The sequence below is a fragment of the Paenibacillus wynnii genome (genome assembly GCF_030812855.1).
In the GTDB taxonomy this organism is placed as follows: Bacteria; Bacillota; Bacilli; order Paenibacillales; family Paenibacillaceae; genus Paenibacillus_AQ; species Paenibacillus_AQ wynnii_A.
Genome location: NZ_JAUSTK010000006.1, coordinates 156,556 through 181,835 on the forward strand (window position 1 = coordinate 156,556; position 25,280 = coordinate 181,835).

Sequence of the window (25,280 nt, forward strand, 5' to 3'; positions counted from 1 at the left end):
AAAAGTAAACTTCCTGTCCAGAGCAGTTTATTGTATATCTAACAAGATCCTTTTGGCAGTCTCAGCATCAGCGCCGATCTGCTGTATTAAGGCCTGAATGGAGTCGAATTTACGCTCCGGCCGAATATATGAGACCAATTCCACTGTCAACTGCAGGTCATACAAATCCCCGTTAAAATCGAATAAATGCACCTCAAAGCTCGGCTTAGTCTCACCTTCATGAAAAGTTGGCTTAACACCCACATTCATAACCCCAGGCAGAACCTGATTATTATAGAATGCTCGCACTGCATAAACCCCTTTTGCAGGAATGACAAAACGGTCCTCTAATTGTAGATTCGCCGTAGGGAAACCAATGGTACGTCCCCGTTTCTCACCATGCACCACTGTTCCGCGCAGATGATAGCAACGGCCAAACCAGTAGTTAGCCAGTTCCAATTCTCCGCTTTGCAGGCTTCTGCGAATTCCAGAGCTACTCACCTTCTGTCCGTTAAGCAGGAACGGGGGGACGGTTTCAACATCCATGATTCCTTGTCCCAGTTCGCGCAGCATATCAGCATCTCCCTCTCCTTTGTAACCGAAGCGAAAATCAAAACCGATTACTGCGGTTACAAGTTGAAGAGGCAACAACATGCCTGACACAAAATTTTGGGGGCTCACTCTGGAAAGCTGCTCATTAAACTCAATAATATAAAGGATATCAACACCCATCTCAACCAGAAGCTCCTGCTTGTCTAATGGAGGTGTCAAATATCCCTCATAGTCACCCCTGCCCATAACATCTTTAGGATGGGGATGAAAAGTTATCACTGCAGCAATAACACCCTTTTGGCGTGCCAGAGCTACAGCAGATTTAATCACGCTGGCATGTCCACGGTGCAAACCGTCAAACTGGCCAAGAGCAGCCACTTGGGGCTGAGCCCACTCAGCAGCGCTCTCCGGCGATATAGGATAGGTTAACGTTACGGTTCTCACGCTGTTTCTCACCTGCAATTCACTTTGTAAAATCAGTCTTACATTTGTGCAAACACTTTTACCGGTGCAATAGATCCGCTTTCGTCGAGCTCATAAATCCCAAGGAACAGTCCTTGCAGATCATACAGGCGAAAATGTCCGGCATTCTTAACTTCAGGAGATACAAAGCGGGTGGAGAGGCGTTGTCCCTGAAGGGCAGCCTTCTTCTTCTCTTCAATCACCGTATGCATAGGCATATGAGCAATCGATTGATCCGCCGGAATAAGATGGTCTTGAAGCGTTCCCGCTGCCCTGTGCTCAGCAATTTCTTCTAAGGTTAAACAATGATCGGCTCTTATTCCTGCTGACATTGTTCTTGTAAGCTTCACCATTACACCAGGAAGTCCTAATGCCCGTCCTATATCAACACAAAGTGTACGAATATAAGTCCCTTTAGAACAGAGCGCTCGAAAGGTAATATCCGGATATGTATCGTTCCAGACCATACCGAGCATTTCTATTTCATAAATTTCCACTTCGCGGCTCTTACGCTCCACGGTTTTACCTTCACGGGCCAGCTCATAAAGACGCTTACCGTCGACCTTAACAGCGGAATACATAGGAGGCGTCTGGGAGATTACTCCGGTAAATTGTTGAAGAACTGCAAGGATCTCTTCCTCAGTTACATGGACCTCATCCACAGATTCCGTAATGGTTCCCGTTAGATCCTCCGTATCGCTAGACATTCCTAAGCGGAGGGTAGCCACATATTCCTTAGGGAGTTCCTGGATATATTCAACGACACGAGTAGCCCGTCCCAGGCAAAGCGGTAAAACGCCGGTAACCTGTGGATCAAGCGTTCCTGTATGCCCGATCCGTTTCATCCCGAGAATACGGCGTGCCTTTGCAACCACATCGTGCGAAGTAAAGCCTGCGGGCTTAAAGACAGCCAAAACACCTTCTAATTCACTCATAAATACCGTCTTACCTCCTTCAGCACTTGCGGTATAACCTGCTCTAAAGCTGCCTCTATACGAGCGCCTGCAGCACGGGTATGACCACCTCCACCGAAGATTTGGGCCAATGCAGCAACATCCACTTTTCCAGCTGAACGTAGACTGACCTTAACAGCATGATCATGAATGACCTTGAAAAGAATACCAACCTCCACACCACGAATATTGCGGGGATAATTAACGATCCCCTCCAAGTCCTCATTAGCAGCACCGCAATCCATCATATCCTGTGGGGTAACGTGAACCCAGGCTATATCTCCTTCTAGAGATAACTGCAATGTATTCAGAGCTCGGTTCAATACTTTAACCTGTGGAAGTGTCATTTCCTCCAGTAATGTTTCAGCTAGTTCCGGGCCGTTAACTCCTAGCGCCAACAACTCAGAGACTGCAGACATCACCTTTGAAGAAGTATTGGAATACCGGAACCCCCCTGTATCTGTGAGGAGTCCGGTATAGATTGCGGTAGCAATATCAATATTCCAATCCACCTCAAACGTCTTCAACAGATCAAACAGAATTTCCGCGGTTGCAGCGGCATCCGGTTTGATTAAGTTTACAAAACCATACCCATTGTTTGTTGGGTGATGATCTATATTAACGATAAGGGCATCTTCGGCAAAATATCTTTGTGTCATTCCTACACGTTGAAAATCGGCACAATCGACACAGATGACATTACTGTATAGGCCTAAGGATTCGGCAGCGGACATATTAACAATGTCACTTGAATGCCATAGGTATTCCATTCGTGTTGGGATCGGGCCTTCATTGATCATAGTGTATTTCTTGCCCAGACATGAGAGAAGCCAGCCCACCGCAAGGGTGGAGCTGACTGCATCTCCGTCCGGCTGAACATGCGACACTACAAGATAATCGTCGTGTTCCAGCAGAAACTTACGGGTCTGCTGGAGACTTTGTTCATAGCTCTGCATTCGCCGTCTCCTTTATGTTGCCTAGCTTTCTTCGTTCTTCCCGATTTGTCCAAGCAGCTTCTCAATATGGCTGCCGTAAGCAACAGACTCATCAGTCTTGAAGATCAGTTCCGGTGTATGCCGGAGTCGGATCGCTTTACCCAGCTCAGAGCGGAGAAAGCCATGGGCCTTCTCTATAGCCTTGAGTGAGTTAGCTTTTTGTTCATCGTCCCCCAACACACTTAGGTATACTTTAGCCTGCGATAGATCGTTGGTAACGTCTACGCCAGTTACAGTTACGAAACCTATGCGTGGGTCCTTTAGTTCTTTTTGAATAAGCAAACTAAGTTCTTTCTTGATTTGTTCGCCTACCCGACCAGCTCTGATTTTAGACATTTTTGTTCACCTCTTTGCTTAGCGCTCAACAGTTTCCATAATGAACGCTTCGATAATGTCGCCTTCTTTGACATCATTATAGCGTTCCAAAGTAATACCACATTCATAACCCTGCGCCACTTCTTTTGCATCATCTTTGAAACGTTTCAAGGTATCAATCTTACCTTCGAATACAACGATTCCGCTGCGGATCAAGCGCATTTCGGCATTACGGGCAATTTTACCGGAAGTAACCATACAGCCAGCGATGGTACCCACCTTGCTGATTGTAAAGACATTACGCACTTCGGCGTGTCCGATAACATTTTCTTTAAAGATAGGATCAAGCATCCCTTTCATAGCATGCTCAATTTCTTCAATAACATTGTAGATAATGCGGTGTAGACGAACATCGACCTTCTCTTGGTCAGCCGCTGCTTTAGTCTGAGCATCCGGACGAACGTTAAAGCCGATTACAATCGCATTGGAGGCCGCTGCTAGCGCGATATCGGATTCGGTAATAGCACCCGCTCCGCTGTGAAGAATTTTCACGCGTACGCCTTCTACTTCGATCTTGGCCAAGGAGCCCTTCAGCGCTTCAACGGAACCTTGTACGTCCCCTTTAATGATAACGTTCAGATCCTTGATTTCGCCGTCCTTAATATGCTTGAACAGGTCATCCAGGGTTACACGGGTGTTGATGTTCAGCTCAGATTGGCGTTGAGTGGTTGAACGTCTGTCAGCGATCGCACGAGCTTTACGCTCGTCTTCGAAAGCCATAAACGGATCTCCAGCTTGCGGCACTTCAGTCAAACCAGTAATTTCTACTGGAGTAGAAGGTCCTGCTTCCTTAATCTTGCGGCCTTTATCATTCACCATCGCCCGAACACGTCCGAAGCAGTTACCTGCAACAAAGGCATCTCCGACTCTAAGTGTTCCGTGCTGCACAAGGATACGCGCTACAGGTCCACGATTCTTATCAAGCTCTGCTTCAATAACTGTACCGCGTGCCCGTTTGTCAGGGTTCGCTTTGTATTCATTAACTTCGGCTACGAGCAATATCATTTCGAGCAAATCTTCCAAACCTACACGCTGCTTAGCAGATAAGTTTACGAAAATAGTGTCGCCGCCCCACTCTTCAGGAACCAGCTCATATTTAGTAAGCTCTTGCTTAACTTTGTCAGGATCTGCGCCCGGCTTATCAATTTTGTTGACAGCTACAATTATTGGCAGTCCCGCTGCTTTGGCATGGCTAATAGCTTCTACTGTCTGTGGCATAACGCCATCATCAGCAGCTACTACGATAATTGTCATATCCGTAACCTGCGCTCCACGAGCACGCATAGCGGTAAACGCTTCGTGACCCGGTGTATCGAGGAACGTGATTTTTTTATGGTTAATTTCGACTTGGTAGGCACCGATATGCTGTGTAATTCCGCCCGCTTCGCCGCCGGTTACATTGGTAGAGCGAATCGCATCCAGCAATGTTGTTTTACCATGGTCAACGTGACCCATAATAGTTACTACCGGAGGACGCGTTTGCAATTCCTCATCCATATCATTCTCTTCTACCGTCTCGAAGCTATCTTCATCTACAGGAATCTTCACTTCTACTTCTACACCGAACTCGCCGGCCAATAGTAGAATAGTATCGATATCAAGCTCCTGATTAATGGTAGCCATAACACCCATGGAAATTAACTTCTTGATAACTTCGGAAGCATCCTTGTGCAGAAGCTTAGCTGTTTCACCAACAGTCATGCTACCGCGAACAATGATTTTCTTCGGAGTGTTATCAATCTTCTCGCGACGTTCCATTTGCTGATTCTTACCACGGCCATTTTTGCCACCGCGTCCACGGTAGTTACCGCCTTTACCATCGTCAAAACGTCTTTGACCACCTTGGTTCGGATTCGGTCTGCCACCTGTTGCATTCTTCTTAGGACCTCTGTCCCCAGTACCTGCGCCGCGCGAGAAATCTCCGCCGCCTTGACCCGCTCCTTGTGGACGGTCACCAGTACGTGGTGCTCCTCCTTGTGAACCTTGCGGACGAGGAGTGCTTGGTGATCCTGTACGTGGTGCTCCGCCTTGCGGACGGTTATCTGTACGTGGTGCGCTGCCTTGCGGACGGTTTCCACCAGTACTGCTGGTACCGCCTTGTGGACGGTTGCCGCCTGTACTGCTTTGTGGACGTGTTCCAGTGCTGCCTTGAGGGCGGCTTCCACCCGTTCCGCTTTGCGGACGGTTACTGCTGCTGTTGCTACCTTGCGGACGGCTTCCAGCTGTGCTGCTGTTGCTACCTTGCGGACGGCTTCCACCAGTGTTACTTGGACGCGGTGCACCGCTTTGTTGCGGGCGTGCGTTCTGGGTGGAACCTGCTGTTTGTGTGCTGCGGGAATCTTGTCCGCTTTGGGGCCTAGGAGACGTCGTCGATGGGTTGTTGTTTTGGTTACTGTTCATACCTACCTGCTTTTCCGGTTGATTTTGGTTAACATTCTGAGCTTTTGTGGAGTCGGCTGCTGACGCACTGGTATTTACCGGACGACTGCTTGGACCGCTATCCCTCTTAGCTGCTGCATTTGATTTAACATCCTTGAAGAACTGCTCTACTTTGTTCACGGAACCATTCTCCATGACACTCATATGATTGTTCACCGGGACATCCAAACGCTTCAGAATCGTAATGATTTCTTTACTGCTCATGTTCAGTGACTTTGCGTACTCATAAACACGAAGTTTATCCTTATTGTCCTCTTTACTCAATAAATCCACCTCCGACAGTATCTCCGAGTTGCTTGGAGATCATTTCCGCGAATCCTTTATCCGTAATGGCCAGCACAACTCGCTGATCCTTACCAATACTTGCACCGAGTTCATCTCGATGAAATGCGATTACTAGTGGAATATCGTAGGTCCCGCATTTATCACGGAACTTCTTTTGTGTGTTATCTGAAGCGTCACCTGCAAGAATAACTAGCTTCGCCTCCGAAGACCGCACCGATTTCAGCACAGCCTCGTCACCGGTTACAAGCTTTCCTGCACGCATGGCAAGCCCCAAATAAGAAAGTGCTTTACTCATTATCCTCACTATCCTTTGTTGCCAAAAACTGCTCTTCCACGGATGTGAAATCCCGGGTTAACTGAGCATAAATTTCCGGACTGACCTGACATTTAAGCGCGCGGTCAAGCGCTTTTGTTTTTTGTGCCAGCTTGAAGTATTCCAGCTTGCCGCAAATATAAGCGCCTCGTCCCGACTTTTTGCCGGTCAGATCAATCAGCACTTCGCCCTCCGGCGTCCTAACGACTCGAATCAGCTCTTTCTTAGGCATCATCTCCTGGCTAGCAACACATTTGCGCAACGGCACCTTTCTTTGTTTCATACCTGCACCTCCCGCCAACTTGTTCATTAATCGATGGAGACGGAATCCTGATGCATTTCATCGTTTGATGTTCTAGGTCTGCCGTATTCCTGCTCCGCTTGAGTTTCACTCTTAATATCAATTTTCCAGCCCGTCAGCTTTGCGGCAAGACGTGCATTTTGACCTTTAATACCAATGGCCAGCGATAATTGATAATCAGGAACAATGACTCGCGCCATTTTTTCCGGTTCAAAGATTTGAACCTCGAGTACTTTGGAAGGACTAAGGGCATTCGCCACATATTCCTGTACCAAATCCGAATAACGGACGATATCGATTTTCTCACCGCGAAGCTCATTCACGATAGTCTGAACACGAGTCCCCCTCGGTCCTACGCAGGAACCGACCGGATCCACTTCCGGGTTACGGGAGAACACTGCGATTTTGGAACGGAAGCCAGCTTCACGAGCTACGGAACGAATCTCAACCACTCCGTCAAAAATCTCCGGAACTTCAAGCTCGAAAAGACGCTTCAATAATCCTGGATGACTGCGGGACAACATAATTTGAGGCCCCTTGGTCGTATTCTCAACTTTAGTGATATAAGCCTTGATACGCTCGCTTTGCTTGAACTTTTCACCAGGCATTAATTCGTTCAATGGCAGAACCGCCTCGATTTTGCCAAGATCAACATACACATTACGCATATCTTGACGTTGCACAAGACCCGTAACGATATCGTCTTCCTTGTCTATAAAGGCGTTATAGATAAGTCCACGCTCTGCTTCACGAATACGCTGTGTCACAACCTGTTTGGCTGTCTGAGCGGCAATGCGCCCAAAATCACGCGGCGTTACCTCAAGCTCAGCAATGTCTTCAAGCTGAAAGTGAGGATTGATCTCTCTGGCAGCCGGCAATGAAATCTCAGTACGTGTATCAAGAACCTCATCCACAATTAACTTGCGGGCGAAAACCTTGATAACACCTGTATTGCGATTCATGTCAACACGCACATTCTGAGCCGCATTAAAATTACGTTTATAGCTGGAGATCAGCGCAGCTTCGATGGCTTCAAACAGCACATCCTTGCTTATGCCTTTCTCCCTTTCCAGTTCATTCATAGCTTCAATAAACTCCATACTCATGAAATTCCGGTCCCCCTTTCAAGACGTTAAAAAATAATGGCCAATCTCGCACTGGCGACTTTGGCATACGGTACAACATGTTGTTTTTTGCCCGCGGAGATGAGCAATTCCTCGTTGTCGAACGAAAGCAAACGACCCTCGAATTCCTTGAGTCCTTGAATCGGTTCATAAACTGTCACATACACGTCCTTGCCTACCGCTTTTGCAACATCCGCAGCTTTTTTGAGCGGTCGTTCAGCCCCCGGCGAAGATACCTCAAGGAAATAAGCCTCAGGGAAAGGATCATTCTCATCTAGCTTTTGGCTAAAATATTCGCTGATCGATCCGCAGTCATCAATATCGATGCCGCCTTCTTTATCTACGAATATGCGCAGAAACCAATTGGAGCCTTCCTTCACGTATTCAACGTCCACCAGTTCGAAACCATTGTCGTCGAGATAGGGCCCGAGCATTTGCTCTACCGTTTGTTTAATTTGGGATTTGGGTGTGCTCAAAAGATAATAACCTCCACGAACTTGTCTTTTGCTATATACCAAAGATAAAGAGTGGGTTTCCCCACTCTTTACACAACGGACTTATCTCATTATTACCAAAAAAATTATACCATAGTGAGTGGGCACTGACAAGTGCTACCCCTTGACTGCCTATTTCTAGAACAGTGATAATTGATTACTTTCCGGTAAACCACGGAAGCACCCCATGTTGGTAAGCAGTTCTATTACGGTCTTACTTGCCTTCGATTTTTGCTGAAAATCTTCAATAGAAAGGAATTCTCCAGCATCTTTTGCGGCCGCGATATTGTAAGCTGCATTATCCCCAATCCCCTGTAACGCAGAGAATGGCGGGATGAGACTGTCACCGTCAACCGTAAACCGTGTAGCATCCGAGCGGTATAGATCAATGTTTTTAAAAGCAAAGCCGCGTGCGGTCATTTCAAGAGCCATTTCCAAAATAGGAAGCATAGCTTTTTCTTTGGGCAGGGCTTGAAAGCCCTTCTGTTCAATGTCCACGATCTGCCGGGCAATGGCATCATAACCCTGACAGCAGAGCTCGATATCAAAGTCCGCTGCTCTTACCGAAAAATAAGTCGCATAGTATTCGATAGGATGATACAGCTTAAAATAAGCGGTACGCACGGCAGAAATGACATAGGCCGCAGCATGGGCTTTTGGGAACATGTACTGGATTTTAAGGCAAGAATCAATATACCATTGCGGAACCTTGCATTTCTTCATTTCTTCGATCCATTCGGCAGACAAACCTTTACCTTTACGCACACTCTCGGTAATTTTAAAGGCCAAACCTGCATCCATGCCAGCCTTGTATATTAAGAATAGCATGATATCGTCACGGCAGCCGATAACGGTTTTGATATTACAGGTATTATTCTTAATAAGTTCCTGGGCATTCCCGAGCCAAACTCCCGTACCATGAGACAATCCCGATATTTGCAGTAAGTCAGCAAAGGTAGCCGGCTGTGCTTCCACAAGCATCTGACGTACGAAACGTGTTCCCATCTCCGGTACTCCGTAGGTAGCAACAGGCGTGCGTATTTGTTCAGGTCTCACACCCAGTGATTCGGTAGAGTTGAACATACTCATGACTTTGGGGTCGTTCATCGGGATCGTCGTAGGATCGACTCCCGTCAAATCCTGAAGCATACGCATCATGGTAGGGTCATCATGCCCGAGTATATCTAGCTTCAACAGATTGGCATCAAAGGCGTGATAGTCAAAATGTGTCGTCTTCCACTCGGAATTGACATCATCCGCAGGATACTGAACAGGTGTGATATCCTCTATCTCCATATAATCCGGCAGAACAACAATACCCCCGGGATGCTGTCCCGTGCTGCGCTTAACCCCTGTACAACCTGCCGCCAGACGGCCGATCTCAGCACCGCGCCACCGTTTCTGGTGAAGCTCTTCATATTTCTTGGTAAAACCAAAAGCGGTTTTCTCGGCAACTGTACCGATGGTACCTGCACGGAATACGTTATCTGGACCAAACATCGTCTTCGTAAAGTTATGGGCATTCGGTTGATATTCGCCGGAGAAGTTTAGATCGATATCGGGAACCTTATCTCCTTTAAAACCAAGGAAGGTCTCAAAAGGAATATCTTGTCCTTCCCCTCGTAACTTACCGCCGCAATCCGGACAAGTCTTGTCCGGTAAATCGAAGCCGCTTGGAACACTGCCGTCCAGAAACCATTCGCTGTGCCTGCATTCAGGATTAGCGCAAATGTAATGGGCCGGAAGCGGGTTAACTTCGGATATGCCGAGGAAGGTCGCTACCACAGAGGATCCTACAGAACCCCGGGACCCGACAAGGTAGCCGTCCTGGTTCGATTTTTTAACCAGTCGTTCGGAAATCAGATAGTTGGCAGAGAATCCAAATTTAATAATAGGCGCCAATTCTTTCTCTAACCGGGCAATGACAACCTCAGGCAGTTCCTCACCGTAGATCGACTTGGCAGTATTGTAGCAGGTCTCACGGATCTCCTCATCTGCACCTTCAATTATCGGTGTAAACAGCTTTTCAGGAAATAGTTCGAGCTCTTCAAAACGTTCGGCCAGCTCTACAGTGTTGGTTACCACAACCTCCATGGCTTTTTCTGCACCCAAGAATTCAAACTCAGCCAACATCTCCTCCGTTGTACGGAAATGGGCATCCGGTTTACGTTGGTCTTTTAGCGGACTAAATCCGGTAATACCGTTGATGGTGATATCACGGAACAGCTTGTCGCGGGGCTCCAGATAATGCACGTTACCCGTAGCAATAACAGGTTTGTTCAGCTGCTCGCCGATTTCACAAACTTTACGTAGTGCACCTCTTATTTCCTCAGGACTTGCCACAAAACCCTTGTCCACCAAATGCATGTACATGGTTATCGGCTGAATCTCCAAAATATCATAAAACTGGGCAACCTCCATGGCTTCCTCTGTTGTTTTATTAAGAACGGCTTCGAAAAACTCTCCACGCTCACAACCCGAAATCACTAAAAGTCCATCCCTCAGCTCAACCAGCTTTGACTTAGGAATACAGGGGACACGTTTGAAGTATTCGGTATGTGAAAGCGAAATTAGCTTGTATAGATTTTTTTTGCCGATGGCATTAAGAGCATAAATCCCGCAATGAAAAGGCCGTGTATTTGACAAATCGTTCCCCACGTAGTCGTTCAAGCGTTCAAGCCTGGTCATGCCCTTCAGCTTCTCAGCATCGGCCAGCAATCCGGTTAAAATCCCGCCAAGCGCAATCGTGTCATCAATCGCCCGGTGATGGCTTTCCAGCAGAACCTTATATTTGTCAGCTAGGGTGTTCAATCTGTGGTTTTTCATAGAAGGATGCAGCAACCGCGCTAACTCCAAGGTATCTAAGGAAGGATTAGTTAGTTGCGGCAATCCCAGCTTAATAAGCGAAGCCTGTATGAATCCCATATCGAAACGGGCGTTGTGAGCGACTAGAATGCTCTCTTCACCGATAAATTCCACAAATTTATGCAGCACAGGCTCCAAATCCGGAGCGTCTCTGACCATTTCGTCCGTAATATTCGTAAGCTGTTGAATATGATACGGAATCTTCTCATGCGGATTGACGAAGGTGGAATATCGGTCAATTTCCTGACCTTCCCGCATTTTGATGGCTGCAAGCTCCGTAATATTGTTACGGGTAATAGAAAGACCCGTGGTCTCGATATCGAACACAACATAAGTGGCGGTCTTAAGATCAAGCGGTTGTGCATTCTCTACGATGTTCACAGAGTCATTCACAACGTTGGCTTCAACCCCATACAACATTTTGATCTTGTTCTTGTGAGCAGAATGATTCGCATCAGGATAACATTGAACTCCACCATGATCCGTAACAGCGATGGCAGGATGGCCCCATTTGGCAGCCGTTTTGATATAGGCATCGATGGAGGCAACAGCATCCATTGAACTCATCGTAGTATGAAGGTGGAACTCGACCCGCTTCTTAGGGGCATTATCCTTACGGGTTGGGGGAGCTTGTACCTCTGTCAGATCTGAAGGAATCATCATCAGTTCAGGAATCTGCATAAAACGGTCCATTTCAACCCGGCCGCGAGCTCTTACCCATTTTCCGTTGGCGAGCTGACTCATTATTTTCAAATCTTCTTTATTCTTGGCAAACATCTTCATTTGCAGGGAATCCGTGAAATCCGTCAAGCTAAACGTAAATAACGTGCTGCCATTTCGCAGCTCCTTGCGATCCAGGGCAAATATCGTACCTTGAATGGTAATTTTCTTCTCTTCATCTTGAATCTCAACAATAGGAACCGGAGGTTCTTTAATGTCATAACCCACCTGCAGTTTCACAACTTCATTGCCGTCATTCTCTTCTGCAGAATCTTCCGACTCTATAGAAGTCATCATTTGCTCTATGAACTCGCGTTCCTCCTGCTGAAGCTTTTGCTGGAACTCTTGCTGGAACTCTTCAACCACTCCAACGTGGCTGTCCTTTTCCGCAATTTGCACCTTTACCTTTAGAACAATCCCGAAAAACTTCTCATAAAATTTTATAATTGCGCTGTCGATCCCTTTTTTGCGGGCAAGCTCCAGGGAAGTAGAATCACTCATGATTAACAGCAGTGTATGGCCCTCCAGCTCTTGGGTGGAGCGTGTCAGCCAACCATTAACCGAAGGGATTTCCCGCTGTACCCACTCCACAAACAAACCCCAATATTCCTGAATAATATCTGCTCTGCTTATTTTCTCATCATATGTGAACAAAAAGCTTATTTTAGCAATATGCTGCATCTTTTCCCGCATTCTCAGGCAAAACGTACGGTAGGCTTGGGCGGGAACCAGAGTTTCTTTTACAATGGCAATATGCCAATCCCGGTTCTCCCGGCTAATCTCTACACGGTCTATATATCCATCCAAGAAATAAGGATCAATAAGCCCCGGCGGAACCTCACCCTGCTTCATCAGCAGCTCAAATCTTCTTCTTCTCTCCTCGTTATGCTCCATGCCTTCCCCCCACCTTTAATCCTTCACATAGCAAGGCCTATCCGAATCTATAACTTAGTATAATACTAGACTTACGATACAAAAGACTATTCATCTAAAAACTAAAAGCTTCCGGTGTCAAAAAGCATTGGGTTCTTTCGGCCCGCCGACTCCTTTTTGCCAGAAGCTACATTTAGTTTACAAATAAGGTTCAAATAATAATGATCTAATCTCTCTTAATAAGCTTTAGCAAAAACAACGGTATGCTGTGCTGGCTTGCCGCAGCAAATACAGATATCCTTGGTTTCGGCCGGGTTAAATGGGATATTCCGGCTTGTTGCGCCAGTCTCTTCCTTAACCTTGGATTCGCATTCCTCAGATCCGCACCAGCCTGCAAGAGCGAAGCCGCGCTTTTCTTCCATTGAAGCCTTCATCTCATCCAGAGTATCTACCGAATAGAAATGATCCTCACGGAATTTAAGGGCACGTTCGAACATTTCGTTGTGAACCTGCTCCAGCATAGCTTGTACTTCTTCCACAAGGTTATCCTGTTGCACGATTTTCTTCTCGCCAGAAATACGGGACACAAGAACGCAGACACCGTTCTCCATATCACGAGGCCCAAGCTCAAGACGAATCGGTACACCACGCATTTCATATTCATTGAACTTCCAGCCTGGAGTTACATCCGCACGATCATCCACTTTCACACGGATACCAGCTTTCTTCAACTCGCTGAACAGTTCATCTGTCCGGCCAATAACCGCTTCGCGAGTCTTAGGAGGGCCAATTGGAATCATAATCACTTGAGTTGGTGCTACCTTCGGCGGCAAGGCCAGTCCGCGGTCATCACCATGTACCATGATCAGGGAACCGATTAAGCGCGTGCTCGTCCCCCAAGAAGTGGTGTGTACATACTCAAGTACGTTATCCCGACTTAGATATTGTATATCAAAAGCCACTGCAAATTTAGTCCCTAGATAATGGGAAGTTCCAGCTTGAACAGCTTTACCGTCCTTCATCATCGCTTCAATAGAGTAGGTATCTACAGCTCCCGCGAATCTCTCGGAAGGTGTTTTCTGACCGGTAATTACCGGAATTGCCAAATACCCTTCTACAAAATCACGGTAAGTCTCCAACATTTGCATCGTTTCTTCACGGGCTTCGGTTTCATTCTCATGTGCGGTATGACCTTCTTGCCACAGGAATTCACTGGTACGGATAAAAGGCAGTGTACGCTTCTCCCAACGGACAACGTTAGCCCATTGATTAATAAGCACAGGCAAATCGCGATACGATTGAATCCACTTGGAGTACATATGACCGATCATAGTTTCAGAAGTCGGACGAATCGCTAGACGCTCCTCGAGCTTATCCCCACCCGCTTCAGTTACCCAAGGCAGCTCCGGATTAAAGCCCTCAATATGATCCTTTTCCTTTTGGAAAAAGCTTTCCGGGATAAACAAAGGGAAATAAGCGTTTCTGTGTCCTGTCGCTTTGAATCGACGGTTCATTTCCTCTTGGATATGCTCCCAGATTTCAAAGCCGTCCGGTTTGAAGACAATACAACCCCGAACCGGGGAATAATCCATCAGATCGGCTTTTTTGATGACATCAATATACCAACGCGAGAAATCTTCGCCCTGAGGCGTAATCTCTGTAACGAACTGTTTGTTGTTGTTGTTGTTAGACATGTAATGGAATTCCTCCCGTGAATAAAAGCAAAATTAACCGCTAATAAGGCGTAATATATCGTTATAAGTTACAACTATCATAAGCAGGAACAGCATCGCGAAACCTACAAAATGCACCATGCCTTCACGACCTGGATCTACTGGTTTACCGCGCAGTGCCTCAACACCGAGGAATACCAAACGGCTTCCATCAAGTGCAGGAATCGGCAGCAGGTTAAAGATACCCAGATATAGGCTGAGAATTGCGGCCCAATACGTAAGATATTCAATACCTTGCTTAGCAATCTGCCCGGTCATTTCAAAGGTTCGTACAGGCCCCCCGATATCATCCATATTGAACTGGTTAATCAGCTGCTTAAAGCCTATAAAAATAGCTTTAGTCGTGCTGACCATAGCAGTTCCCGCTCCAGTTATGGTCTCACCTATTGTTGCTGAACGGCTTGGCATTTGAGGTGTAATTCCCACCTTTCCGCCTTCCTGTCCTTCCATGCTGCGTGGTGTCAGAGTGAAATCAATCGTCTGATTATCTCTTACAATGGACCACTTCATGGCTTCACCTTTAGATTCAGAAGTCATCGTAATCATCTTTTGGTAATCGGCACCTATCTTCTCACCATTTATAGATTCTACAATATCTCCCTTTTGCAATCCGGCTTCCTGGGCAGGCATGTTAGGAGAAACATCACCAATCCTAACTTCCACTGGAACCCCAACCATTTGCAAGTGAACCGCGAACAAAACAAAGGCAAGCAGGAAGTTCATGACGGGTCCGGCAAAAATGGCAATCGAGCGTTGAGCTACCGTTTTGCTGCCGAATTGACGATCCTTGGGGGCAATCTGTGTTTGCTGCCCTCCCCGGATAAGCATCGCTTGAGGATGAACCTCATAAGTAGTGACATCTCCATCCACATCAAGCCTGATTTGCAAGTTATTCTCCAGGTCTGTATATTGCGCCTCTCCACGAATAACATTTCTGCGGGTATCCAGAGCATCCAGATAGATGTTCTTCACTTTATTATCTTGACCAAGTCTTACCGCTATGGTCTGTCCTGCTCCAATCTCGATAATTTCAGGATCTTCACCGGCCATCCGAGCGTAACCGCCAAAAGGCAGCAGTCGCAATGTAAACTGAGTTTCATTGCGTTTATAAGAAAACAGTTTCGGGCCGAAACCGATAGCAAATTCTCTTACCAATATTCCGGCGCGTTTGGCAAAATAGTAATGCCCCCATTCATGGACAGTCACTAGGACAAAAAACATGAGCACCGTCAAAAAAACAACTTGAACCATTTCCAAAGTGTAACATCCCCCTTTAGGTGTAAGACCGAAGTATGTCCTCTTAATTTATCATTATTCTCCGATCAGGCACAAGAGAATCAACAGTCGAAACCTATTTATTAGGGCAAAACAGAAATTTTAACCGTAATTATTATATTTTGGCAGAAAGTGCACGGACCGTTCGATCACAATGATGTATCTGCTCCAGATCAGGACTACTCTCATTAATGTGGCGATCGAGTATTTCCGCTATGATTTCTTCAATCCGTAGAAAAGAGATTTCAGAGCGAAGGAATCGGCTGACAGCAATTTCGTTAGCAGCATTGAATGCCGTTGTTGCTGTCCCTCCAGCCCTGCCACATTCAATTGCCAGTCTTAGGGCCGGAAACCGCACATAATCCATCTCCCGGAACGTGAGGCTCCCTACAGATGCCAGTGATAGGCGCTGCGCCGGTGAATTCCAACGTTCGGGGTAGGTCAGTGCATACTGGATGGGAACTCTCATATCCGGGCTGCCCAACTGAGCTATAATACTGCTGTCTCGAAACTCAACATAGGAATGGATAATACTCTCGGGATGAAGAAGTACATTGATTTGATCATAAGACAGACCGAACAGCCAGTGGGCTTCAATCACTTCAAGACCTTTGTTCACCATTGTAGCTGAATCGATCGTAATTTTGGACCCCATAGTCCAATTAGGATGACGTAGTGCATCCTCCAACGTTACATTCTTCAACTGCTCCCGGCTGTAATCCCGAAAAGACCCTCCGGAGGCCGTAAGCGTTATACCTGCAACATCCTCACGATTTTCCCCATTCAAGCATTGAAAAATGGCTGAATGCTCGCTATCGATAGGCAGTAGGGAAACTCCCTTACGGGCAGCAAGCTCCGTTACCAAATGTCCAGCCGTAACAAGTGTCTCCTTATTAGCTAGTCCAATATGCTTGCCAGCTTCAATAGCCGCCAGTGTAGATTGGAGCCCAATACTACCCATGACTGCCGTTACAACCGTGTTAGCGTCACCGCCCGCAGCAACCTCTACCAGACCTTCGTTCCCGCTGAAAAGCTCTATGCCAGCAGGCAGGCTGGATCTGATCTCGTCAGCCAAATGAGGTGTAGCCACTGAGACACGGCGGGGTTTGAATCGTTTGACCTGCTCAAGCAGTAATCTGACGTTGCTTCCCGCCGCCAAACCGTCAACTTCAAAAGCATCGGGGTGCATGGCCACGACATCCAGTGTCTGTGTGCCAATCGAACCCGTAGAGCCGAGAACACTGATCTTTTTCACAGGTGCACCTACTTCCTCCGTTAATAGTATGGCATGAGCATAATAATATGTACGAACGGAAATACGATAATCCAGCTGTCACAGCGATCCAGAATACCGCCATGCCCGGGCAGGAGTGATCCCGAGTCTTTGATGCCGTATATCCGTTTATAGGCTGATTGAACAAGATCTCCAAGCTGGCCCACACAGGCACACGAGAGACCGATTAATAATGCCCGGCCAACCGTCAGCAGATCAGGAACGATAATGGCAAAAATAACGGAAATAACCATAGATATAAGAACTCCGCCAACAGCTCCCTCAACCGTTTTGTTAGGGCTGATAGCAGGCCACAGCTTGTTCTTCCCCAATTTCCTGCCTACAAAATAAGCTCCGGCATCACTGCCCCAAATACAGGACAATAATAAGAACGTCCACATAAGACCATACCCATCATTGGAAGCACGGGACAAAGCCATATAAGAAAAACCCATTCCGATGTATAAAATACCGAGGAAAAGTAACGAGATACTGCGAATATCCATTTTATTCTTGGTAAACACTGTGATCAATAGAAAAAGGAAAAGCAACAGCCATATTACCCGTTCCAAAGAAACCGGTGGGGTTAGGTCAAGCAAGTTCCATGGAGTCATGAAATACAGGATGCCTAAATATCCTATAATAGCAGTTTTGCTAAAAGAAAGCGTACCCGTCATTTTCACAAACTCATAGTACCCGATTAATGCCATCCCAATCAGCAAAAGCTGATACCACCAGCCTCCGAGCAAGCATAAACCTAAAAACAAAACTCCGGCCACAATACCGGTTATTAATCGTTGCTTCAAAGGATTCCATCTCCTATCAGGCTACTTCAGTCCACCATAACGGCGTGAACGGCGCTGGTATTCAGCAACAGCCTCCAGCAAATGCTCTTTGTTGAATTCCGGCCAAAGCACATCCGTAAACCAGAGCTCACTATAGGCAAGCTGCCAAAGCATGAAATTGCTGAGCCGCATCTCTCCACTTGTCCGAATAAGCAGATCAGGGTCTGGAAGGCCTCCCGATAAAAGTCGGCTATCAATTAAATCAGCTGTAATGTGTTCCGGGGACAGCAGACCTGCTTGAATATCCTCACCCATAGCACGCATGCAGTCTTCAAGCTCTTTGCGTGCACCGTAATTTAGAGCAAAATTTAAGATAAGACCCGTATTGTGCTCCGTCCTAGATACCGCTTCCTCCATGGCTTTGCGGGTAAAAGAAGGCAGAGCCTCCGCATCGCCCATCACTTTTACCTGTACGTTCTTGGCAATCAAGTCATCAAGTTCAAGAGCCAAAAATTCCTCAGGTAAACGCATGAGAAAATCAACTTCTTCTTTGGGACGTTTCCAATTCTCAGTCGAGAATGCATACATCGTTAAGTACTGAATACCTAGCTCATCCGCGGCGATCGTAGCGCGTTTTACCGCCTTCATCCCGTTCTGATGACCGACAATGCGCGGTAATCCCCGACGTTTGGCCCAGCGGCCGTTGCCGTCCATAATGATCGCAACATGCCGGGGAATATTATCCGGTGAAATCTCGACCGGCGTCTGCCGGTCTTCCCGGTTCAGCCAAGCTTGAACCCGTTTGATCATTTCCGTTTCCTCCAAGCTCTTATCAGAAAGAGACAAACCCCACCAATAAACGGAGGGGCTTTTAGTCTCTTAAATTCTTTATACTTCCATAATTTCTTTTTCTTTGGCTAAGAGCACTTTGTCGACCTCGGCAATAAATTTATCCGTTGTCTTTTGAATTTCTTCTTGATGTCCACGTGATTCATCTTCCGAAATACCGTTTTTCTCCATCTTCTTAATATCGTCGTTAGCATCACGGCGAATATTTCGGATAGCTACCTTCGCCTCTTCACCGAATTTTTTCGTGAATTTCACAAGCTCGGTACGACGCTCTTCCGTAAGCGGAGGAATGGATAGACGAATTGTAGTTCCATCATTAGCTGGGGTTAGCCCAAGATCAGACTTCATAATCGCACGTTCGATGTCAGAAACCGATGTTTTATCCCAAGGTTGGATCAACAATGTCCGTGAATCCGGGGTATTAATATTGGCTAGCTGATTAATTGGGGTAGGAGAACCGTAATATTCAACCTGAATGCGATCGAGAAGTGACGGTGTGGCGCGTCCAGCCCGCAAAGAAGCCAAATCACGCTTTAGCGATAAAATCGCTTTCTCCATGCGCTCTTCGGTATTTTTCTTGACCGATTGTGGCATTAATCTACACTCCCTTTAATAATCGTTCCGATCTTCTCACCAAGGACAACGCGTTTGATATTACCTTGTTCAGTAATGGCAAACACGATGAGCGGTATATTATTATCCATGCAGAGAGAGGATGCGGTGGAATCCATAACGCCCAGATTCTTGTTTAGCATATCCATATAGGTTAGCTGTTCAAACTTCTCGGCAGAACTATCTTTGAAAGGATCAGCTGAGTATACACCATCCACTTTATTCTTAGCCATAAGGATGACTTCCGCTTCAATCTCAGCCGCTCTGAGCGCCGCTGTTGTATCTGTCGAAAAGAACGGATTACCCGTACCTGCCGCAAAAATAACTACACGGCCTTTCTCCAAATGTCTGATGGCCCGACGACGAATGTAAGGCTCAGCAATTTGCTGCATGGAGATAGAGGATTGCACCCGGGTAGGCACATCGATTTGTTCCAATGCATCCTGCAGGGCCAACGAGTTCATAACGGTTGCCAACATTCCCATATAGTCTGCAGTAGCACGATCAATACCACTAGCACTGCCTGCAATTCCACGCCAGATGTTGCCTCCGCCACAAACGATTGATACCTGAACACCCAATTCCACAACTTCCTTGACTTGCTCCGCGATGGAAATAATCGTCTCGGCATCAATACCGTATCCATTTTGTCCCGCCAAAGACTCTCCACTTACCTTAAGGACTACTCTCTTAAATACAGGCTGTTCCAAATGTTTACCCTCACTTTGCAATGGAGCTTTATGGCTCCAGGTTAACCATTTCCCTAGCACCTTTCAAGATAACGTACTAGGAAAACGGCGGTTCTTATACCCTGTGTTTATAAAAGACGGAACACTACGTGTACGTGTCCCGTTCTTCTCTTAATCATATTCATTAGTTATCCCTTACAGTTACAAGGATATCTTATTGGTTTACTTGTGCCATTACTTCTTCAACGAAGTTGTCGACTTTCTTTTCCAGACCTTCACCAAGCTCGTAACGAACAAAACGACGAATGGAGATGTTTTCTCCGATCGTGCTGATTTTTTCATTCAACAGCTGGGAGATCGTTTTGTCTGGGTTTTTAACAAAGGTTTGCTCAAGCAAGCAATATTCTTCGTAGTATTTGCTGATACGGCCTTCAACCATTTTTTCAACAATTTTTTCAGGCTTGCCTTCGTTAAGAGCTTGGGCCTTCAAAATTTCTTTTTCTTTTTCTAAAGCATCTGTTGGCACTTCTTCGCGACGAACATAAAGCGGATTAGCTGCAGCGATTTGCATAGCGATATCACGTGCAAATTCTTTGAATTGATCTGTTTTACCAACAAAGTCAGTTTCACAGTTGATTTCTACGAGAACCCCAATGCGGCCTCCAGCATGAATGTAAGATTCTACAGTACCTTCGGTTGCAATGCGTCCTGCTTTGCTTGCAGCTGCGGAAAGACCTTTTTCACGAAGCAATTCAGCGGCTCTAGTAATATCGTTATTAGCTTCTTCAAGCGCCTTTTTACAATCAAGCATACCTGCGCCTGTTCTTTCACGAAGTTCTTTTACTGCTTTTGCATCTACTGCCATTGTTATTACCTCCAAATGAAATGTAGTTACATCTTATATCCTAAAAAAAGGGCAGTGAGAGGTTATCCACCTGCCAACCACCCTTTTCATTTAAGTTCATGTTATAGATCGATAGTTATTAAGCTGTAGTTGTTTCTTCGCCTTGGTGAGCTTCTACAACAGCATCAGCCATTTTACCAGTCAACAATTTAACAGCGCGGATAGCGTCATCGTTACCTGGAATAACATAATCGATTTCGTCTGGATCACAGTTAGTATCAACGATAGCTACGATAGGAATACCCAATTTGCGAGCTTCTGCAACAGCAATACGCTCTTTACGCGGATCAATGATGAACAACGCGCTTGGCAAACCTCTCATGTTTTTGATACCGCCCAGGAATTTTTCAAGACGATCTTTCTCTTTGCGGAGAAGGATGACTTCTTTCTTAGGCAATACTGCGAAGGTACCGTCTTCTTCCCAAGCTTCCAATTTCTTCAGGCGATCAATACGCTTTTGAATCGTTTGGAAGTTAGTCAGGGTACCACCCAGCCAACGTTGGTTAATGAAGAACATACCCGAACGTTCAGCTTCTTCTTTTACGGAATCTTGTGCTTGTTTCTTTGTTCCTACGAATAGGATTGTGCCGTTGTCTGCAGCGACGCTTTTTACAAAGTTGTAAGCCTCTTCTACCTTCTTGACCGTTTTTTGCAGGTCAATGATGTAAATTCCGTTTCTTTCAGTGAAGATATAACGATCCATTTTTGGGTTCCAACGACGAGTCTGGTGACCGAAGTGTACCCCAGCTTCTAGAAGCTGTTTCATAGATATTACTGCCATCTTCACACACCTCCTAATATGGTTTTTTGTGTGTCTCCTCCGCCGCGCGTCATCTTTCAGCAAGACTTTCTTCAGAAGAAAGCACCTCTTGTCGAAATCAACCGGCGTGTGTTTTAACACCGTCAATTACTATATCACAATAAAAGAATGGATGCAACGAATTGTTTCCATCATCAAGTAAAACACGGAAAAATTAAATAAATGTGTTCCTACTTTGGCTCAACACCAAAATCAGTGCTTGACAGGTGACGGGAAGGACAGAAAGCCGTTATATCCTAATAGAGGGATTTTCCCCCTCTATTTCTGTGCCCGGCACCCCGTTTGGGTAATTTAGAAGGGATTTCGCCCGCTAATTTTGAGGATATACCTCTTTGGGGCAGCATGGCTAAGGATTAGAGGGATATTTTCCCTTTCATCTCAAAATAAAGTCGTTTCGGTCGGTATTAGCGGGCATTTCCCCCTCTAATTCGCCGAAGGACTGGTCCGCATCCCCGAATCGGCTACTGTAAGGCGTAATTCCCCAAACCCGGTGAGCATCAGGCGAAGTTAGATCGAAATCGTCCCCGGTACAGTGAAGCAAACGAAAAGTCTAGCACTGATTTTGAGAAAGAGCCCCTACTTTACCGTTATTAGCTTATCAATGATAGTATCAAGGCTTTCTTTCTTATCAAAAGTATAATTGCCATATTGTATAACTTTAGTGGCCCCACGTTTGTCGGCTGCACGTAAAAATTCTTTTTTATCTTGTATTACCCCGGTCTTCGACAAAAGGTCCGCGACTTCACTTAAGTTGATGCCATTAGGAATACGCACAGAAATAGCACTCTTGCCGAATGAATTAGATTCGACAGGAGCTATAGTAGATACAGGTATAGTACTCGTATCAGGCTGGATCACTTCTGACTGTTTCGGGCTTGAAGGTACTGAAGGAGCAACGGCATCATCAGGGCTGTTTGCAGCCTGTGGTTCCACTACTGGAGAAGGAGAGGGGGAATTCCCGACAGGTTTGTCAGATTTTCTCGTTTCATTAGCCTTCTCAGTATCTTCGCCAGGTTCAACAACTTGTTCCTCAAGCGCCGCCCACTCTTCCTGTGTAAGAAGATTATCGGATTCCGCAATCACTTTTAAATTAAGTTTTGCAGCTTCCTTAATAACCTGCTCCTTGGTAGGTTGTGCTGTACCTGCTGTAATCATAAGCTGAAGCAAGATTGCGCCTGACAAGAGTCCAAAACCTAGACCAAGCATAAAGGAACGATTTTTGATCACGTCGATTCCTCCTGTTTGGCCAGTTGAAGAATAAGTTGGACCTCTCCCCGCTGAAGACCGGACAATTTGGCGATAGCATCAATTGACTTCCCCTGCTCATCAAGTTCAAATAATTTGGGATACCGCGTCTTAATGGAATTAATCGGCTCAGGCTGGACTTCAGGCTTAGCATTCTGAGAGGTAGGAAGATTCTCTTCTTTGGTTTCGAGCTTATTCTCTGCATTGTCCTTCTTTTGTGAAAAAGCCAGCTGAAGCATTCCCGTCTCACCAGCCGCCACTCGTGCTTCTATATGCGCGGATTTTTGCTGCTGCTCAGTTAACTGAGCCCTTAACTCGTTAAGTTGCTCCTGAAGAGCTGACTGATTCTCCAGAGACTGCTGCTTAATACCGCTTACCAACATAATCATCTCTTCATTCTCACGCTCGATATCCGCCACATACAGTTCAAGTGCTGCTTCTGTCTCTTTCAGACTCCGCTTCTCTGCAGTTCCTTCTCGGGAGCGAGCTGGCAACTTCAGTGCGTAAGCGATGGCAACTACGCCCAACAGCACAATATACACCCATGGTTGCAAGTGTCCAGTCTCCTTTGACTTACGTAATTTATTAAAGAGTCAGGTCAATACTATGACCTTTGTAAGGGTGTTCTGCATCACGATACTTAGTAGATTCATCCTTTTTACCCGGTGAAGAATTCCCACCGGAACCGTGATCATGCTGACCATCATCCCGAACAGAGGTTTCAGCAGTCTCGTCCACTCCGCTGCTTCGTTGAGTCAGTTCATGACTGCTCTTCACATTTTGTCCGGCCAACTGCTGCTGATTCAGCGATGGACGATGCTGAAGATCATTCTGAAGCTTTCCCGCCTCGGTTGCACGGGGTACAGCGATTTGCAACTCCACCGGCTTTAGACTCAAGGCAATCCCCTTCTCGCAGTTAGTGGCCGGCTGCTGCAGCTGCCCACCTAATTATATATACGGTATTATACTTATATCTCCATCGTTATAAGTAAAGATAACTCTTTCCGTTGGATCTTTAATAAATCTAGTATATCTGCCTATCACTATTTTTGAGCCGCCATAAATAGTCTTGATTACTTCTACCTTGGCTTTCCCTGTATCTTCAAGCATTCTTTCAATTTCAAGTATGCGGGTTTTAATGGCTGTTTCTTCTCGTGCATGGGACTGTTTAGTAGCATTAAGCTTTACTCGCAGTGCCATTTTATCAGGAGAAAGTTGACCGTTATTAGCTAGTTGATTTAATAGATAGAGAGCTTTGGCTGTTTTATCTGTATTCTCAAGTAATAGTCGCAATTGATGCCGAAGATCATTGATTTCATTCCTCATTTCAGGAAGAACACCAACTTCAATAGCAGTTGTTGTCGACATCGTATTGCCAATGGTTCGTGCTACGACTTTATCCCCGGCCTGTATGATACCGCCGACTATCAATCCCTTCGTACCGTTACATAATACATCACGGCCAGCACGAATGTTGGAATGCATAATGCTTTGGGACACAATTACATCATCACCGGCCATAACATTTCCTTCCTGAATAAAGGAAACTTTTACATTACCCTTAGCACTTACGTGACCTTTGTTGTACCCGATAATGCCGCCTGTAATCTCAATGGATCCTCCGGCAATCAACTCTGCCCCTTCTACGCCACCAACAACCCGAATATCTCCATCCGATTTCACTGTAAATCCGGTGAGAACGTTACCCCGAACAACAACTGTACCTACAAAATCAATATTGCCAACGCTGTAATCAACATCCCCGTTAATCTCATAAATAGGGAATACATTAATCTTTCCCTTTTCCGTTATCGTGATAAGTCCATCTATAGCCGCGTATAAAGAGGTTTGATTATTATCTACCAGTACATTTTTACCGATTTTAAAATGGGCTTCTTTACCCACTCTGCTCGGTATTTCCTCACCCGTCACCGTTTTCCCTGGCGTTCCTGGCTGAGGAGGAATATTTTTTGCTATTAATTGACCTTTGCGAACATTACTCAGCCTGATTAAGTCCTTATAATCGACCTTGCCATCCGCTTTCTCCAGGGGTTTCCGGTCTACTTCCTCTTCCAGAGAAACAGCCATAACCACTTCTCCATCGGTTCCCTGAATAGACGTATCACCGACGGCAATAGATACTTTATTGAAAAAATACTCCTCTGGATGGCTGGCAAGACGTTCAATAATGTTACGTTGTATGCCGTAGCGAATGTTATGGCTATTCAAAAATGCTTCAATATCTTCAACAGTACATGAAAAATTCTCGTCCTTTTTGGAAAACTGAAGATACGCAATCCCTTTATCATCTGAAAATGTAATGTTCAAATAGTGATTCAACGCATATTGGCCAATCATTTTTGGT

Annotated in this window: 23 protein-coding genes; all 23 read right to left on the reverse strand. The window is 46.0% G+C overall.

Annotation, left to right across the window (positions count from 1 at the left end):
* Positions 1 to 27: 27 nt before the first annotated feature.
* The 23 genes from J2T20_RS08690 to J2T20_RS08800 all read right to left on the reverse strand — a co-directional run bounded on the left by J2T20_RS08690 (position 28) and on the right by J2T20_RS08800 (position 25,273).
* The gene (locus J2T20_RS08690) at positions 28 to 975 is read right to left on the reverse strand and encodes a bifunctional riboflavin kinase/FAD synthetase (protein WP_307587478.1); all 948 of its coding nucleotides are present in this window, start codon (positions 973 to 975) and stop codon (positions 28 to 30) included.
* A gap of 38 nt (positions 976 to 1,013) precedes the next feature.
* Complete coding sequence (gene truB, locus J2T20_RS08695; protein ID WP_307587480.1) at positions 1,014 to 1,928, reverse strand: tRNA pseudouridine(55) synthase TruB; 915 nt, start codon at positions 1,926 to 1,928, stop codon at positions 1,014 to 1,016.
* The gene (locus J2T20_RS08700; RefSeq protein ID WP_307587482.1) at positions 1,925 to 2,902 is read right to left on the reverse strand and encodes a DHH family phosphoesterase; all 978 of its coding nucleotides are present in this window, start codon (positions 2,900 to 2,902) and stop codon (positions 1,925 to 1,927) included. The genes truB and J2T20_RS08700 overlap by 4 nt, the downstream gene beginning before the upstream one ends.
* A gap of 21 nt (positions 2,903 to 2,923) precedes the next feature.
* Positions 2,924 to 3,277, reverse strand: coding sequence for a 30S ribosome-binding factor RbfA (gene rbfA, locus J2T20_RS08705; protein ID WP_307587485.1), 354 nt, complete (start codon positions 3,275 to 3,277; stop codon positions 2,924 to 2,926).
* Between the two features lie 18 nt (positions 3,278 to 3,295).
* The gene (infB, locus tag J2T20_RS08710; protein ID WP_307587487.1) at positions 3,296 to 6,019 is read right to left on the reverse strand and encodes a translation initiation factor IF-2; all 2,724 of its coding nucleotides are present in this window, start codon (positions 6,017 to 6,019) and stop codon (positions 3,296 to 3,298) included.
* Positions 6,012 to 6,335, reverse strand: coding sequence for a YlxQ family RNA-binding protein (locus J2T20_RS08715; protein ID WP_307587489.1), 324 nt, complete (start codon positions 6,333 to 6,335; stop codon positions 6,012 to 6,014). The genes infB and J2T20_RS08715 overlap by 8 nt, the downstream gene beginning before the upstream one ends.
* Positions 6,328 to 6,636: an RNase P modulator RnpM gene (gene rnpM, locus J2T20_RS08720; protein WP_036656403.1), complete on the reverse strand. Its 309-nt coding sequence runs from the start codon at positions 6,634 to 6,636 to the stop codon at positions 6,328 to 6,330. Before rnpM ends, J2T20_RS08715 begins: the two co-directional genes overlap by 8 nt.
* 26 nt (positions 6,637 to 6,662) lie before the next feature.
* Entirely contained in the window at positions 6,663 to 7,760 is a 1,098-nt protein-coding gene (gene nusA / locus J2T20_RS08725; protein WP_307587492.1) for a transcription termination factor NusA, read from the reverse strand.
* Between the two features lie 26 nt (positions 7,761 to 7,786).
* Positions 7,787 to 8,254 carry a ribosome maturation factor RimP gene (gene rimP / locus J2T20_RS08730; RefSeq protein ID WP_307587493.1) on the reverse strand — a complete coding sequence of 156 codons (468 nt, stop codon included), beginning with the start codon at positions 8,252 to 8,254 and terminating at the stop codon, positions 7,787 to 7,789.
* A 156-nt stretch (positions 8,255 to 8,410) separates the two neighbouring features.
* Positions 8,411 to 12,751 (reverse strand): PolC-type DNA polymerase III, encoded by a 4,341-nt coding sequence (locus J2T20_RS08735; RefSeq protein ID WP_307587496.1) that lies wholly within the window; start codon positions 12,749 to 12,751, stop codon positions 8,411 to 8,413.
* 215 nt (positions 12,752 to 12,966) lie between these two features.
* Positions 12,967 to 14,424 (reverse strand): proline--tRNA ligase, encoded by a 1,458-nt coding sequence (gene proS / locus J2T20_RS08740; RefSeq protein ID WP_307587498.1) that lies wholly within the window; start codon positions 14,422 to 14,424, stop codon positions 12,967 to 12,969.
* 33 nt (positions 14,425 to 14,457) lie between these two features.
* Positions 14,458 to 15,720, reverse strand: a complete 1,263-nt coding sequence (rseP, locus tag J2T20_RS08745; RefSeq protein ID WP_307587500.1) for an RIP metalloprotease RseP — start codon at positions 15,718 to 15,720, stop codon at positions 14,458 to 14,460.
* Between the two features lie 133 nt (positions 15,721 to 15,853).
* Positions 15,854 to 16,993 (reverse strand): 1-deoxy-D-xylulose-5-phosphate reductoisomerase, encoded by a 1,140-nt coding sequence (locus tag J2T20_RS08750; RefSeq protein ID WP_307587502.1) that lies wholly within the window; start codon positions 16,991 to 16,993, stop codon positions 15,854 to 15,856.
* Between the two features lie 20 nt (positions 16,994 to 17,013).
* Positions 17,014 to 17,817 carry a phosphatidate cytidylyltransferase gene (locus tag J2T20_RS08755; protein ID WP_307587503.1) on the reverse strand — a complete coding sequence of 268 codons (804 nt, stop codon included), beginning with the start codon at positions 17,815 to 17,817 and terminating at the stop codon, positions 17,014 to 17,016.
* A 21-nt stretch (positions 17,818 to 17,838) separates the two neighbouring features.
* A complete protein-coding gene (locus tag J2T20_RS08760; protein WP_307587504.1) occupies positions 17,839 to 18,606 on the reverse strand; it encodes an isoprenyl transferase in 768 nt (255 codons plus the stop codon).
* Positions 18,607 to 18,684: 78 nt separating this feature from the next.
* Positions 18,685 to 19,239, reverse strand: a complete 555-nt coding sequence (frr, locus tag J2T20_RS08765) for a ribosome recycling factor (protein ID WP_307587506.1) — start codon at positions 19,237 to 19,239, stop codon at positions 18,685 to 18,687.
* Entirely contained in the window at positions 19,239 to 19,967 is a 729-nt protein-coding gene (gene pyrH, locus J2T20_RS08770; protein WP_307587507.1) for a UMP kinase, read from the reverse strand. The genes frr and pyrH overlap by 1 nt, the downstream gene beginning before the upstream one ends.
* A gap of 193 nt (positions 19,968 to 20,160) precedes the next feature.
* The gene (gene tsf, locus J2T20_RS08775) at positions 20,161 to 20,811 is read right to left on the reverse strand and encodes a translation elongation factor Ts (protein WP_307587509.1); all 651 of its coding nucleotides are present in this window, start codon (positions 20,809 to 20,811) and stop codon (positions 20,161 to 20,163) included.
* A 118-nt stretch (positions 20,812 to 20,929) separates the two neighbouring features.
* Positions 20,930 to 21,631, reverse strand: a complete 702-nt coding sequence (gene rpsB / locus J2T20_RS08780; RefSeq protein WP_307587511.1) for a 30S ribosomal protein S2 — start codon at positions 21,629 to 21,631, stop codon at positions 20,930 to 20,932.
* A 615-nt stretch (positions 21,632 to 22,246) separates the two neighbouring features.
* Entirely contained in the window at positions 22,247 to 22,897 is a 651-nt protein-coding gene (locus tag J2T20_RS08785; RefSeq protein ID WP_307587513.1) for a hypothetical protein, read from the reverse strand.
* Entirely contained in the window at positions 22,894 to 23,469 is a 576-nt protein-coding gene (locus J2T20_RS08790) for a hypothetical protein (protein ID WP_307587514.1), read from the reverse strand. Before J2T20_RS08790 ends, J2T20_RS08785 begins: the two co-directional genes overlap by 4 nt.
* Positions 23,470 to 23,500: 31 nt before the next feature.
* Positions 23,501 to 23,812 carry a hypothetical protein gene (locus J2T20_RS08795; protein ID WP_307587516.1) on the reverse strand — a complete coding sequence of 104 codons (312 nt, stop codon included), beginning with the start codon at positions 23,810 to 23,812 and terminating at the stop codon, positions 23,501 to 23,503.
* A gap of 51 nt (positions 23,813 to 23,863) precedes the next feature.
* Positions 23,864 to 25,273 (reverse strand): DUF342 domain-containing protein, encoded by a 1,410-nt coding sequence (locus tag J2T20_RS08800; protein WP_307587518.1) that lies wholly within the window; start codon positions 25,271 to 25,273, stop codon positions 23,864 to 23,866.
* Positions 25,274 to 25,280 lie beyond the last annotated feature (7 nt).

Coding starts and splice junctions, on each gene's coding strand:
- truB (WP_307587480.1), bottom strand. CDS start 1,928: ATGAGTGAATTAGAAGGTGTTTTGGCTGTCTTTAAGCCCGCAGGCTTT.
- J2T20_RS08700 (WP_307587482.1), bottom strand. CDS start 2,902: ATGCAGAGCTATGAACAAAGTCTCCAGCAGACCCGTAAGTTTCTGCTG.
- rbfA (WP_307587485.1), bottom strand. CDS start 3,277: ATGTCTAAAATCAGAGCTGGTCGGGTAGGCGAACAAATCAAGAAAGAA.
- J2T20_RS08715 (WP_307587489.1), bottom strand. CDS start 6,335: ATGAGTAAAGCACTTTCTTATTTGGGGCTTGCCATGCGTGCAGGAAAG.
- rnpM (WP_036656403.1), bottom strand. CDS start 6,636: ATGAAACAAAGAAAGGTGCCGTTGCGCAAATGTGTTGCTAGCCAGGAG.
- nusA (WP_307587492.1), bottom strand. CDS start 7,760: ATGAGTATGGAGTTTATTGAAGCTATGAATGAACTGGAAAGGGAGAAA.
- J2T20_RS08735 (WP_307587496.1), bottom strand. CDS start 12,751: ATGGAGCATAACGAGGAGAGAAGAAGAAGATTTGAGCTGCTGATGAAG.
- proS (WP_307587498.1), bottom strand. CDS start 14,424: ATGTCTAACAACAACAACAACAAACAGTTCGTTACAGAGATTACGCCT.
- J2T20_RS08760 (WP_307587504.1), bottom strand. CDS start 18,606: ATGATCAAACGGGTTCAAGCTTGGCTGAACCGGGAAGACCGGCAGACG.
- frr (WP_307587506.1), bottom strand. CDS start 19,239: ATGCCACAATCGGTCAAGAAAAATACCGAAGAGCGCATGGAGAAAGCG.
- tsf (WP_307587509.1), bottom strand. CDS start 20,811: ATGGCAGTAGATGCAAAAGCAGTAAAAGAACTTCGTGAAAGAACAGGC.
- rpsB (WP_307587511.1), bottom strand. CDS start 21,631: ATGGCAGTAATATCTATGAAACAGCTTCTAGAAGCTGGGGTACACTTC.
- J2T20_RS08800 (WP_307587518.1), bottom strand. CDS start 25,273: ATGATTGGCCAATATGCGTTGAATCACTATTTGAACATTACATTTTCA.